This is a genomic window from Enterococcus dongliensis (assembly GCF_031927985.1).
GTDB classification, from domain to species: Bacteria; Bacillota; Bacilli; order Lactobacillales; family Enterococcaceae; genus Enterococcus_A; species Enterococcus_A dongliensis.
This window is the reverse complement of sequence record NZ_JARPZC010000021.1, coordinates 15,799-27,433: the sequence shown is the minus strand read 5'-3', so window position 1 is coordinate 27,433 and position 11,635 is coordinate 15,799. Positions and strand designations below refer to the sequence as shown.

Here is an 11,635-nt window from a genome sequence, read left to right as displayed (position 1 = left end):
TCCGGCATAGCTCAGTTGGTAGTAGCGCATGACTGTTAATCATGATGTCGTAGGTTCGAGTCCTACTGCCGGAGTTTAAAAGACAATCATAAGGTTGTCTTTTTTTGTGAGCAAAGTATTTATAGGATTGTTCAAATCGTGCTATTCTCTATATGAGGTGATAAGAAGTATGCATATAAATATAGCAGATGAATTGGTAGAGAAACTTAAAAAATATCAAGATAGTCGGATCGTTTTAGATTTGGATGATGGTGTAGGACGTTATTCTAAATCTGGTAGTTGTGCATTGAATATCAGCTTTCGCTTATTGATATTAGATAAAGATCAAGATGATTCAGATTATACATTAGACGTCGAAAGTACGATTGGTAATATCCCGATTAAGGAACATTCAAAGTTGTATTTAGAAGAGGAAATGTCATTAACTTTTGATCCACGCATGTCGTTGATTAAATTAAAAGGTCCTAGTGGGATAATTGATGGGAATGTACAAATCATTGATTTACGTAAAAAAGAGTGAGCTTAGATAAGCTCACTCTTTTTAATTTGGTCGTTTGATGTTTACTGTTTTAGCTATGTGACTGTAAGTATTACCAGCTAGGCGTGCAACTGGATCAAAAGTTATGGGATCAATATATTCCTTTACTGAATCAAAGATCGAATCTTCAAAATGATAGTTTAAAACCTCTAAGATGAATAAATCACTAATAATCATTTTTTTATGATCTTCAATTGGAATATATTGATGGAGGCGTACTTCGAAACGAATAGGTGCTTCTTGTATAGCTGGAACAGCAATTTCTTGGCTAGTTACCAATGTAAGATTGCTGTTGTCTAATTCACTTTCATCAGCAGGTAAAGAAGCAGCCGTTTGATTCATTTTCGTTAATACAGAGTCATTCACTAAATGAATGACGCCTTCTTTTTGGTAAAGTAAGTTGTGTGCGGTATCTTTCATTTTTTGTTCTTTTCGATTAATTGAAAGACTTACCAACGGCAATTCTTTAGAAACAACGTTGAAATAACTAAAGGGTGCAGCATTAACTACGTCTGTTTTAGGATTGATCGTTGTAATCCATGCAATTGGCCGGGGAATGATACTACCGGTCAGAAATTTATAATTTTGTTTGCTTGTGAGATCTTTAGAAGAATAAATGTGCATGAATTCCTCCTTATGGACGTTTGATATTGGCATCAGATGTATCGAATGGACGAACATATTCTTCGATTTCTTGACGTTTTGATTGGAGATGTGGCGGCAAAGATAAGATTTCTCCAGCATGTTCATAGGTTTCGTCTTGTAAAAAGCCAGGGCCATCTGTTGCTAGTTCAAATAAGACGTGTGGAGCTGCTAAGAAATATTCAGATTGGAAATAGAAACGATCAACAAAACCAGAATTTGGAAATTCCAAGCCATTAATTTTTTCGATCCAATCACGAAGAGCTGTCTCATCAGCGACACGTAAAGCTAAGTGATGGACATTTCCATATCCTTCTTGAGCTGGGATCAAGTCGGGTTGATCATCTACAATAATAGTAGCACCATTTCCACCTTCACCAACTTCAAATTGATGCAACGTATCTTCTGTCGCAGTTTCTTTAAACCCTAATAGGTTTTCTAAAACTAATTTCAAGTGTTCAAATTTTGCGACAGTAACGATTACTGGTCCTAAACCAAAGATTGCATGTTCCGCTGGGACATTTGAATTTTTCCAAGGTGTGCCGCCAGCGACTCCTTGATTTTTTTCATCTGAGACTAATTGAAACAATTGATCATCGTAATCATGAAATTCTAAATATTTTTTGCCAAATCGTTCCTTGATTTCGCCATGGGCAATGTTTAGATTTGAAAAACGTTTAGCCCAGTATTCTAATGATGCGTCTGTAGGAACACGGAAACCAGTTCGTGAAATACTATTTGTTCCTTTTGTTCCTTTAGGGATATTTGGAAAATCAAAAAAGGTCATATCAGTTCCAGGGGCACCGGCATCATCAGTAAAGTATAAATGATAGGTTTCAATGTCATCTTGATTGACTGTTTTTTTTATCATACGTAAGCCTAAAATATCTGTAAAGAAGCGATAATTTTTTTCGGCGCTAGAAGTCATTGCTGTAACGTGGTGTAATCCGCGAATTTGTGTATCCATAATAAATTCCTCCTAAATTCTTACTAAAAGTAAGTATAAAGGCAACTGCTTTATTAAGCAAGAATTTTGTCTGCTATTGATATTTTCTAAAGGAATCAGTAGGATGGAGACAGGAGGTAAATGATGAAAAATATTGTTTTGTTTGATTTAGACGGGACGTTGACTGATTCTAGTGAGGGAATCTTAAATAGTATTTGTTATATGTTAGAAAAGCAGGGATTGGTGATCCCTGATAAAAAGACCTTGCAAAGTTTTATTGGACCGCCATTAAGTGAGTCGTTACAGGAACTTTACAACTTATCTGAAACTGAAGCAAAGGAAGCCGTCAAACTTTATCGAGATCATTATGCTGAACATGGAGTGAAACAATTAACAGTGTATGCGGGGATCGAGGCTGTACTAGCAGAATTATCATCAAACTATTTTTTAGCGATTGCTACATCAAAACCAGAGTATTTTGCAAAACAGATTATTGATAATATTGGTTTAGCGAGATATTTCTCCGGAATTTTTGGAGCAGATCTAATTGGAGAACGTTCAAAAAAAACCGATGTGATTGCTTATGCATTGGCGGAATTAGAGGAAACATCAGGTGTGATGGTCGGTGATCGGAAATTTGATATTTTAGGTGCCAAGGAAAACCAATTGAAAAGCATTGGGGTCTTGTATGGTTTTGGTGAACGACAAGAAATGATCGAAGCTGGAGCGGATCAAATTGTAGCAACTGTGGATGAATTACCTGCTGCGATAAAATCTAGTTTTTAAACAGAAAAAATCCCTCGATGAGGGATTTTTTTTGGATTATTTTAGTACCAACCGTTAGCTTGCCAGAAAGCTTGAGCGCCTTCCCATGAACCGTAACGTGAAGTTACATATTGATCAGCAACACGTTCTTGGTTAGCTGCAGAATAGTCACCGTTTAAGTATGATGCAGATAATTGGTAACGTCCGATGTATTGACCGTTTGTTGCAGTGTACGAACCGCTTGATTCACGTTGTGCAATCCATTCTTTAGCTGAATTTGTGCTTGTTGGTGTTGTTGCTTGTGCAGCTGGTTGTTCAGCAACTGGTTGTGCAGGAGCTGCAGGAGCGGCTTGTGCTGTTTCCTGAACGGGAGCTGCTGTTTGTTGTACAGCAGTTTGTTCTTGAACAGAAGTTGCTGTAACGTTGCCTTTAGCCTCTGTACCGATTGTTAAGTTTTGACCTTCAAAGATCATATCGATATTAGTGATTTTATTTTCTTTTGCGATTGATTCTACTAAACTATTGTCACCAGCAAATTTAACAGAAATTTTTGATAAAGTATCACCTGATTGAACAGTATAGTTTTCTGCTGCGTGTGCATCGTTTGTTCCTAGTGCGAATACAGCACCAGCTGTTAGTAATGTTGTAAGTACAAGAGTTTTTCCAAATTTCATTATGTAAATTCCTCCAAAAAGTTTTTTGTGATTGAAACAGTCATTTCGACTACGAGACATACTTTAACATCCTTCTTCATGTCATGGGTTATAAACCAGTAACAAGAAGTTACAATCTAATGTATAAATGTAACAATTGATAGCAAAACTAACGCTTTTGAAATCCTTAATCTCTTTTAAGAACTGTTAAAAATAGCTGTCTGATAAGGAAAGTAATGGTCATTTTTAACGAGCGAATGATGAAAGCGCTGATAAAAATTGCAATATTGCAACGCTGTTGTAAAAAGTCAGAAAATTAAATCAAAGAAAATCAGACTAATAGCAGTAAATTCCTTAAGAAAAGGTAAACAAATCAAATTTGAAAAAGGGGAAATCGTCAATTGGATAGATTGACTGATTAGAAATTCTTGACTTAGTAAACATTATTGAAAGGAAAAAATTTACTAGCCAGAGATTATGACTAAAAAGTCATGGCTATTATCATAAGAGGGCTAAGCTTCTTTCACACTAAATATACGTATTTAGTCAAAAAATCCTTGTTTCAAGAATGTTTTTGACAAAAATAGCGAGCAGCAAATTTTCTTTTTTTTAATTGGCTATATTCGCTAAGAAAATATAAAATATTAGGGAATAGATGCTATTTCTTTGGTAGAATATGATAGTAACTAAAAAATACTATCTCTGAGGCTGTAAGGAGTGGCGTCACGGGATAGAGTGATTATCAAGAAAAGTGAGGATATATTTTTGAGAAAGTTTGGGGAAGATTTTTTTCAGCAGAAAACGAAAAAAATGATTATTATAGGGTTGGCAGTATTATTGGTTATTGTTAGTTTTTATTCATTTAAAAGTATCCAGTATGCAGAACAATTTTTACCGAGAACCAAAATTAATAACATCAATGTTGGTGGATTAACGATCGGTCAAGCGAATCGAAAAATAAATAATGAATTATCAGAGACTCCTTTTGCTATTCGATTGGACGATACTGTCTGGAAAAAAATCCAAGGAAGTGAACTTGGCTGGCAGGAAGATCATAAAAATGAGCTCATGGGCATTAAAGAGAAACAGCAGCCTTTTGCTTGGGGAATCCAGCTGTTTTTAGAAAAAAAACACCAGCTGTCAAGTACATATGAACAGACGAAAGTGAATCAGTTAGCCGAAAACCTAGGCGCGGTATTGGTTCAAAAAAATGTGACACGTATCCCGACAAAAAATGCAACGATTGAATGGGATAAAGGGAGTTTTGTGATTGCTCCAGAAAAGAAAGGGACAACATTTGACGTCGCAGCAGTTCAAAAGGCCTTGAAAGTAAACCTAGATAATGGAAAACATTTACTAGATGCAGAAAAGTATTATGCGCAACCGGTTTTGACAAAAAATGATCAGAATCTAAAGAAACAAAAAGCGAAACTAAATCGCTTTGCTAAATTGAAAGCTGCTTATAAAATCAGTGGTAAGCGTGTGGACATTCCTTCTGAAGAACTGCAGAGTTGGCTAACGACAAATGAAAAAGCCGAGATTTTACTAAATCAAGAGAAGGTGACCGCGTTTGTCACGAAGTTAAATGATACGTACAATACAAAGGTGAACCCTACCCAGTTCAACAGTACACGGCGAGGGAGTGTCTCGGTTCCAGCGGGTATTTATAGTTGGACGATCAATATTCCAGCTGAGGTCGCTGAACTAAGTGCGCAAATCTTAAAAGGAAAAAATTTTGAACGGGTACCGCTTGTCGAAAGTGATGTCCCAAATGTCCAAACAAATATTGGCAAGACGTATGTGGAAGTCGATTTGGAGAATCAACATATGTGGTATTACAAAGAAGGGAATGTTCAACTTGAGACAGATATCGTCAGTGGTAAGCCATCGACACCGACACCGCCAGGAGTAAATTACATCACCAGCAAGTCGATGGATCAAGTATTACGCGGATTTAATGATGATGGTTCTAAGTACGCCAGTCCAGTAAGTTACTGGGTACCGATCGATCATACTGGTGTGGGAATCCATGATTCGAATTGGCAGAGTGCCTATGGGGGCGATTTATGGATGTACCGCGGATCGCATGGCTGTATCAATACTCCGCCAGATAAAATGGCAGAGTTATATCCAATGCTTGAAGCTGAAACACCTGTTTTTATTTTTTAATCAGTAAGTGCTGGCCTATGGGTCAGCACTTTTTTTGCAATTTTTTGACGGGAACTCCTTAAACATTTAGTTCGAATAGGGATTGTTTTATGTTTAGGCGGTCTTTTGAGTTTTGGGTTGGGAGTAGTTGTCCCGGTATTACAACGGCCTTGGATAGTAGTAGCTGAGATTACTTTTTTCTGCTATGGGATCGGTCTCTTTTTAGTTTTTATTATGTATAAATTATTGAATCGTATTCTACTTAGAAAATGATTGATTTGTAAGATAGCTAATCCAGTGATTACTTGGGTAAAAACAAAAGGAGAACACAAAAAAAGAACGTTGATTTTTCAACGTTCTAAAGAGCCACTTGACGGGCTTGAACCGTCGACCTCAGCCTTACCATGGCTGCGCTCTACCAGCTGAGCTAAAGCGGCATAGTTATTTAACACAAGATATAGAATAGCGAAGTAGCAAGTATTTGTCAACTGTTTGAGGATAAAAAAATCCAAGTGTAATAGATTTGAATGGACGCTGGGAGCCTTAAAATTCAAGTTACGATCAATCAATCGACAGAGATATTTTTTCAGTTTATTTTGATAATTTTTGATTGCATGATCTAAAAAAAATTGATATTATATGAATGTATTCTTCCGGCATAGCTCAGTTGGTAGTAGCGCATGACTGTTAATCATGATGTCGTAGGTTCGAGTCCTACTGCCGGAGTTTTTAAACGAATAGTCTGCGAATAATAAAACGGGAACAAAAATCAGAAAATGATTTTTGTTCCCGTTTTTTTGTATTGATAGCAAACGTTCAGTTAAAAATCAAAAGTATCTGGCTGTGTTCTACTTCATAAGTCTTAACGGACAAAAAATCATAAAATTAGTTGATTTAAGTAAGAGGACTATCTATTTTGTATACATGAAAATACAAAAGTTAGTTGATTATTTATCTTTATATGTGATTTTTTTGTGAATAATAGTTTTGTATTTGACGAAATATTGATAAAAAAATGATCTTTTGTCAAAAATAGAGCAATCTTTTTGAACTCAAAAAAAAACCTCGTTATACTAAAAACGAGGAGGGATAGCATGCAAAAACGCGATGCCTATTTTGACAACGCCAAACTTTTTTTGATGATCTTGGTCGTATTTGGCCATTTTCTTCAACCATTCATAGACAATGATCCTTTATACAATGATTTGTACTATTTTATTTTTACTTTCCATATGCCGGCATTTATTTTGATCTCGGGCTATTTTGCTAAAAGCGGACCTAAACCGATTATGAGCTTAGTAAAAAAATTATTGCTCCCATATATCTTTTTTCAAATTCTTTATTCTGGCTACTACACCTTAATCGGGTTGCAAGATTCATTTAGTTTGGATATCGGGGTTCCCCAATGGTCATTATGGTTTCTATTAAGTTTGTTCTGCTGGAATGTATTGTTACATTTAACTGCCTATCTTTCCGTAAAACAACTTATGATCGGCAGTGTGATCATGGCATTATTAGTCGGCTATTTCCCAATTTTTGATCATTTCTTAGCAATTCAGCGCACGGTGACTTTTTTCCCTTATTTTATGATCGGTTATATGATTCCTAAAAAATGGATTGAAAAATTGAAAGCTTATCCTAAAAAATGGATCGCGTTGTTGCTGTTTACTGGATTGTTTCTATTTATTCAGGGAAATGATCTGATCAATAAGTATTGGGTGTTTGGCTCAAAATCATACGATGAATATTTGAATCATCCATTACTAGGCGGGCCGCAGCGTTTGATTTTTCTGGGAGCAGGTATGGTTGGAATCATCGCTTTTATGCTGTTAGTTCCAAGAAAACGATACTTCTTTTCAAATTGGGGAAGAAATACATTAACGGTTTATTTGCTACATGGTTTTGTCGTCAAAGGATTAAGGGTGCTGGATATTAGAGTAGAAATCAGTACCTTTGAGCTGTTCTTATTATTTATGGGCAGTATGTTGTTGACAGCGATACTATCAAGTAAACGAGTCAGTCGCTGGATTCAAAAAGGAAAACGAGTACTCCAACCTAGTTTGTAAACAGATTGTCTCTTTGATGTTTTAAGCGTAAAATGAGCGTCAAGGAGGCGTTTTTTATGTCAAAAATTACTAATGAGCGAACGCAGGCTTTCCGGGAAGCTTTTGAAAAAAATACGAAACAAGTCGCATTGCAGCGAGGTGTCGTGAAAAATGGGATTCGTGCTTCTGCAGAAAATGTTCAGGCACATGTTGAAAATACTCCAGTTTTTTCCATTGATCTTGCAACAGGAAAAGTAGCAAATCAAAAACAATCTGGTCGTTGCTGGATGTTTGCTGCATTGAATACTTTCCGCCACAAATTACTGACGACATTCCAATTAAAGGATTTTGAGCTTTCGCAAAATTATACTTTCTTTTGGGATAAATATGAAAAAGCAAATTATTTTTATCAAAATGTCTTACAGACAGCACAACAACCGGTATCCAGCCGTGAAGTGGCTTTCTTATTGCAAACACCTCAACAAGATGGCGGACAATGGGATATGATCGTCTCGCTCTTTCAGAAATATGGCGTCGTCCCAAAAAGTGTGATGCCTGAAAGCAGCAATAGTTCAAATTCTCGTGATTTAAACAATTACTTAAACAAATTATTACGCAAACATGCTGTTTTACTACGACAAATGGTCGCAGAAAAAGCAACGTCTGAAGAGATTCAAGCAAATCGAGAAGCAATGTTACAAGAAGTCTATACGCTCTTAGCGATCACCTTAGGCACACCACCGGATCATTTTGATTTTGAATACCGAGATGAAGAAAAAAAATATCATTTGGAACAAAAATTAACACCACAAAATTTTTATGAAAAATATATCGGGGTGGACTTAGAAGATTACGTCAGCATTATCAATGCACCAACTGAGGACAAACCCTTCATGCGATCGTACACTGTTGAGATGTTAGGAAACGTGGTTGGCGGCAAACAAGTAAAATATTTGAATCTTGAGATGCCGGAATTCAAAGCGTTGGCAGTCAAACAATTGGAACAAGGCGAATCTGTGTGGTTTGGCTGTGATGTTGGTCAATCTTCGACACGTGATAGCGGAATCATGGCTTTAAATGCCTACGATGTGGATGATCTGTTTGATGTTGATCTAACGATGACAAAAGCTGAACGTTTGGATTATGGCGAAAGTCTGATGACCCATGCGATGGTTTTGACTGGTGTGGATCTAATCGATGGAGCGGCTAAGAAATGGAAAGTTGAAAACAGCTGGGGTGAAAAAGTTGGTGAGAAGGGTTTCTTTGTGATGAATGATGAATGGATGGATGAATACACTTATCAAATCGTGGTCCGTAAAGAATTTTTAACGCCAGAACAACTAGCTGCTTTTGAAGCGGAACCGATAGTATTAGCACCGTGGGACCCAATGGGAGCATTGGCTTAAAATCAATCCTGAAACAAGTATCTTGTTTCAGGATTTTTTTGTTAGAAAAAGCGTTTTCTTTTTTACTGTGCTATACTTTTTACCAAAAGGAGGTCGATTGGATGTCCAGACTTTTGGCAGTGCGTCATGCTGAAAATATTCGGGAGTTAGGCGGTTATCAGACTCAAGATGGTAGAAAAATCGCTCAGCGCAAATTAATCCGCTCAGCGGGAATTCATCAGCTAGATACACAAGATAAAACATATTTAAGTGCTTATGGTGTCAAAAAAGTAGTAGATTTTCGTACACTTGAAGAACGAGCTGCTAAACCGGATCAAGAAATAGCAGCAACAGAAAATATCTTTTTACCGATCTTTCCTCCGGAGGAAACAGATACTGCTTCAGCTGCACCGAAAAAAATGATCCAAAGAATGCAGGAGGGTGAAAATGTTTTGCAGCAGATGGTGACAGTCTATCAGCATTTTGTCACCGACCAGCATGTGCGCGGTCAGTACCGGAAATTTTTTGATCTTGTATTAGATAATGAAGAGGCTGATCGAAGCTTGCTGTTTCACTGTACAGCTGGAAAGGATCGCACCGGTTTTGCAGCCGTTTTATTATTGACTTGTCTAGGTGTAGATGACAAAGTAGTCATGGAAGATTATTTGGCCACTAATCGTTATTTAAAAAAAGTTGTACAGGAAATGTATCAAAAAGCAAAACGTGCTGGGAGCTCTTCAGAAGCATTGATCGGCATCGATGCAATGATGGTAGCCAAGGAGTTGTACTTACAAACCAGCCTTCAACAAATTAACGAACATTATGGCACTGTGGAACAGTTCATTCATGAAGGTATCGGGGTATCAGCGCAAGAAATCAAAGACCTACAAAAAATTTATTTATTGTAAGGAGTTGACGAGATGGAGGAATTGCTAAACTATTTACACTTGCAAGCAAAAGCCGTACCTATCAGTGGTGGAGACATCAATCAAGCTTATCGGGTCACTGACGGGGAAAAAGATTATTTTCTAAAGTATCATCCACAAATGTCAGCAGATTTTTTTCAAGCAGAAGTTGACGGATTAGCGGAACTAAAAAATGCAGTACGTGTACCTAAAACATATCAACATGGGAGTTTTAAGGATACTGCGTTTCTTCTGATGGAATGGATTGAACCAGGCGAAGGAGATCAAAAAGACCTAGCGCATGAACTCAGCAAGCTCCACAAAATCAATGCGCTCAAGTTTGGGTATAAAAGAAATAATTTTATGGGCCTGCTGCCGCAGGTCAATCAGAAATCTGATGATTGGTGGGAATTTTATTTTACCAATCGACTAGAGGTTCAAATCAAGATCGCTAAAGGACGAAATCGTTGGACGATCGAAAGAGAAAGAGAATATTCGTTATTTAAAGACCGTGTGTATCAAAAATGGGGTACAATGTCTTTTGAACCAACTTTATTGCATGGAGATTTTTGGAGCGGCAATACTTTTTTTGATACACAGGGACAGCCAGTTTTTGTAGACCCCGCGGTTTCTTATGGTCATCGAGAAGTAGATATTGCTATGTCGCAGCTTTTTGGCGGATTTCGTCAAGAATTTCTCGAAAGCTATCAAGAAATTCTGCCGATGCAGTCTGGTTGGCAAGATCGACTGACAATCTATCAGCTTTATTATCTACTCGTTCACTTAAACATTTTCGGCGAGAGTTATGGAGATTCTGTAGATCGTGTCTTAGCTTTAGGGGGAAAATAATTGGGAAAAAGATACACTATCAACCACGAGGTCGCCTATTATGAATGCGACATCAATCAAACGATGACATTTCCAGCGCTATTGAGCGTGGCAATCAAATCGTCAACTGATCAAAGTGATGAATTAGAACGAGGAACCGAATATATTAATAAATTGGGGATTACTTGGGTGATCACCCAAACAGAAGTGCAGATTTCTCGGTTGCCTCAAGTTGGTGAGAAAATTACGATTGTCACAGAACCAACCGAGTTTAACCGCTATTTTTGTTACCGCAGTTATTGGGTATACGATACAGCTGGAAATGAGCTATTAAAAATCGATATGTCTTTTGTATTGATGGACATTGAAAATCGCAAGATGAGCAGTGTTGACGCCGCATTAATGGCTCCTTATGAATCACCTAAAGTAAAAAAAATCCGCCGCTGGCCTAAAATCGAAAAAGTTGAAAGTGGACAAAAGGAATTATATCATGTCCGCTATTATGATCTTGATAGTAACCATCACGTCAACAATGCGATGTATTTCAACTGGTTGATCGATGTGTTAGGGTATGACTTTATGACAAAGCACATGCCGACTTATGTAAATGTCAAATTTGATAAAGAGGTATTGTACGGCAATGATATCGAAAGTTTTTATGAGATTATTGAAGGAACAGACGTAAAAACCCGTCATGAGATTCGATTAGGCGATCAGCTCGCTTGCGAAGCCAATATTTTATGGAAAAAAAGAAGTTGAATCAACATTCAACTTCTTTTT

The 11,635-nt window shown here is 37.2% G+C and carries 11 protein-coding genes and 3 tRNA genes; 10 read left to right on the top strand and 4 right to left on the bottom strand.

Annotation, left to right across the window (positions count from 1 at the left end):
• Together P7D84_RS12480 and P7D84_RS12475 are read left to right on the top strand one after the other, a co-directional pair.
• Positions 1 to 74: transfer RNA gene (locus P7D84_RS12480), tRNA-Asn, on the top strand.
• Between the two features lie 95 nt (positions 75 to 169).
• The gene (locus tag P7D84_RS12475; RefSeq protein ID WP_137604071.1) at positions 170 to 520 is read left to right on the top strand and encodes an iron-sulfur cluster biosynthesis family protein; all 351 of its coding nucleotides are present in this window, start codon (positions 170 to 172) and stop codon (positions 518 to 520) included.
• Between the two features lie 21 nt (positions 521 to 541).
• Here P7D84_RS12475 and P7D84_RS12470 read toward each other — a convergent pair whose 3' ends face one another.
• Both P7D84_RS12470 and P7D84_RS12465 read right to left on the bottom strand, forming a co-directional pair.
• A complete protein-coding gene (locus tag P7D84_RS12470) occupies positions 542 to 1,162 on the bottom strand; it encodes a flavin reductase family protein (protein ID WP_311801496.1) in 621 nt (206 codons plus the stop codon).
• A gap of 10 nt (positions 1,163 to 1,172) precedes the next feature.
• Positions 1,173 to 2,147: a ring-cleaving dioxygenase gene (locus P7D84_RS12465; RefSeq protein ID WP_311806639.1), complete on the bottom strand. Its 975-nt coding sequence runs from the start codon at positions 2,145 to 2,147 to the stop codon at positions 1,173 to 1,175.
• 123 nt (positions 2,148 to 2,270) lie between these two features.
• Here P7D84_RS12465 and P7D84_RS12460 point away from each other — a divergent pair, with 123 nt between their 5' ends.
• Positions 2,271 to 2,912, top strand: a complete 642-nt coding sequence (locus tag P7D84_RS12460; RefSeq protein ID WP_311806637.1) for an HAD hydrolase-like protein — start codon at positions 2,271 to 2,273, stop codon at positions 2,910 to 2,912.
• 41 nt (positions 2,913 to 2,953) lie between these two features.
• On the opposite strand, the gene apf is transcribed toward P7D84_RS12460, so the two are convergent.
• Positions 2,954 to 3,565, bottom strand: a complete 612-nt coding sequence (gene apf, locus P7D84_RS12455) for an aggregation-promoting factor (protein ID WP_311806635.1) — start codon at positions 3,563 to 3,565, stop codon at positions 2,954 to 2,956.
• Positions 3,566 to 4,309: 744 nt separating this feature from the next.
• Here apf and P7D84_RS12450 point away from each other — a divergent pair.
• Positions 4,310 to 5,713, top strand: a complete 1,404-nt coding sequence (locus tag P7D84_RS12450) for a L,D-transpeptidase family protein (protein ID WP_311806633.1) — start codon at positions 4,310 to 4,312, stop codon at positions 5,711 to 5,713.
• Between the two features lie 343 nt (positions 5,714 to 6,056).
• Here the strand turns inward: P7D84_RS12450 and P7D84_RS12445 are convergent.
• Positions 6,057 to 6,129: transfer RNA gene (locus P7D84_RS12445), tRNA-Thr, on the bottom strand.
• Positions 6,130 to 6,344: 215 nt separating this feature from the next.
• Here P7D84_RS12445 and P7D84_RS12440 point away from each other — a divergent pair.
• The 6 genes from P7D84_RS12440 to P7D84_RS12415 all read left to right on the top strand — a co-directional run bounded on the left by P7D84_RS12440 (position 6,345) and on the right by P7D84_RS12415 (position 11,614).
• A tRNA-Asn gene (locus P7D84_RS12440) sits at positions 6,345 to 6,418 on the top strand.
• Between the two features lie 368 nt (positions 6,419 to 6,786).
• Positions 6,787 to 7,758, top strand: a complete 972-nt coding sequence (locus tag P7D84_RS12435; protein ID WP_311806631.1) for an acyltransferase family protein — start codon at positions 6,787 to 6,789, stop codon at positions 7,756 to 7,758.
• Positions 7,759 to 7,814: 56 nt separating this feature from the next.
• Positions 7,815 to 9,143: a C1 family peptidase gene (locus P7D84_RS12430; protein ID WP_311806629.1), complete on the top strand. Its 1,329-nt coding sequence runs from the start codon at positions 7,815 to 7,817 to the stop codon at positions 9,141 to 9,143.
• Between the two features lie 101 nt (positions 9,144 to 9,244).
• Positions 9,245 to 10,030 (top strand): tyrosine-protein phosphatase, encoded by a 786-nt coding sequence (locus P7D84_RS12425; RefSeq protein WP_311806627.1) that lies wholly within the window; start codon positions 9,245 to 9,247, stop codon positions 10,028 to 10,030.
• Between the two features lie 12 nt (positions 10,031 to 10,042).
• Positions 10,043 to 10,876 carry a fructosamine kinase family protein gene (locus tag P7D84_RS12420; RefSeq protein ID WP_311806625.1) on the top strand — a complete coding sequence of 278 codons (834 nt, stop codon included), beginning with the start codon at positions 10,043 to 10,045 and terminating at the stop codon, positions 10,874 to 10,876.
• Positions 10,877 to 11,614: an acyl-[acyl-carrier-protein] thioesterase gene (locus P7D84_RS12415; protein ID WP_311806623.1), complete on the top strand. Its 738-nt coding sequence runs from the start codon at positions 10,877 to 10,879 to the stop codon at positions 11,612 to 11,614.
• Positions 11,615 to 11,635: the final 21 nt, after the last annotated feature.

Bases quoted from the DNA above. Each gene is read 5' to 3' on its own strand.
- P7D84_RS12470 (WP_311801496.1), bottom strand. From the start codon at position 1,162: ATGCACATTTATTCTTCTAAAGATCTCACAAGCAAACAAAATTATAAA.
- P7D84_RS12435 (WP_311806631.1), top strand. From the start codon at position 6,787: ATGCAAAAACGCGATGCCTATTTTGACAACGCCAAACTTTTTTTGATG.
- P7D84_RS12420 (WP_311806625.1), top strand. From the start codon at position 10,043: ATGGAGGAATTGCTAAACTATTTACACTTGCAAGCAAAAGCCGTACCT.
- P7D84_RS12465 (WP_311806639.1), bottom strand. From the start codon at position 2,147: ATGGATACACAAATTCGCGGATTACACCACGTTACAGCAATGACTTCT.
- P7D84_RS12425 (WP_311806627.1), top strand. From the start codon at position 9,245: ATGTCCAGACTTTTGGCAGTGCGTCATGCTGAAAATATTCGGGAGTTA.
- P7D84_RS12475 (WP_137604071.1), top strand. From the start codon at position 170: ATGCATATAAATATAGCAGATGAATTGGTAGAGAAACTTAAAAAATAT.
- P7D84_RS12430 (WP_311806629.1), top strand. From the start codon at position 7,815: ATGTCAAAAATTACTAATGAGCGAACGCAGGCTTTCCGGGAAGCTTTT.
- P7D84_RS12460 (WP_311806637.1), top strand. From the start codon at position 2,271: ATGAAAAATATTGTTTTGTTTGATTTAGACGGGACGTTGACTGATTCT.
- apf (WP_311806635.1), bottom strand. From the start codon at position 3,565: ATGAAATTTGGAAAAACTCTTGTACTTACAACATTACTAACAGCTGGT.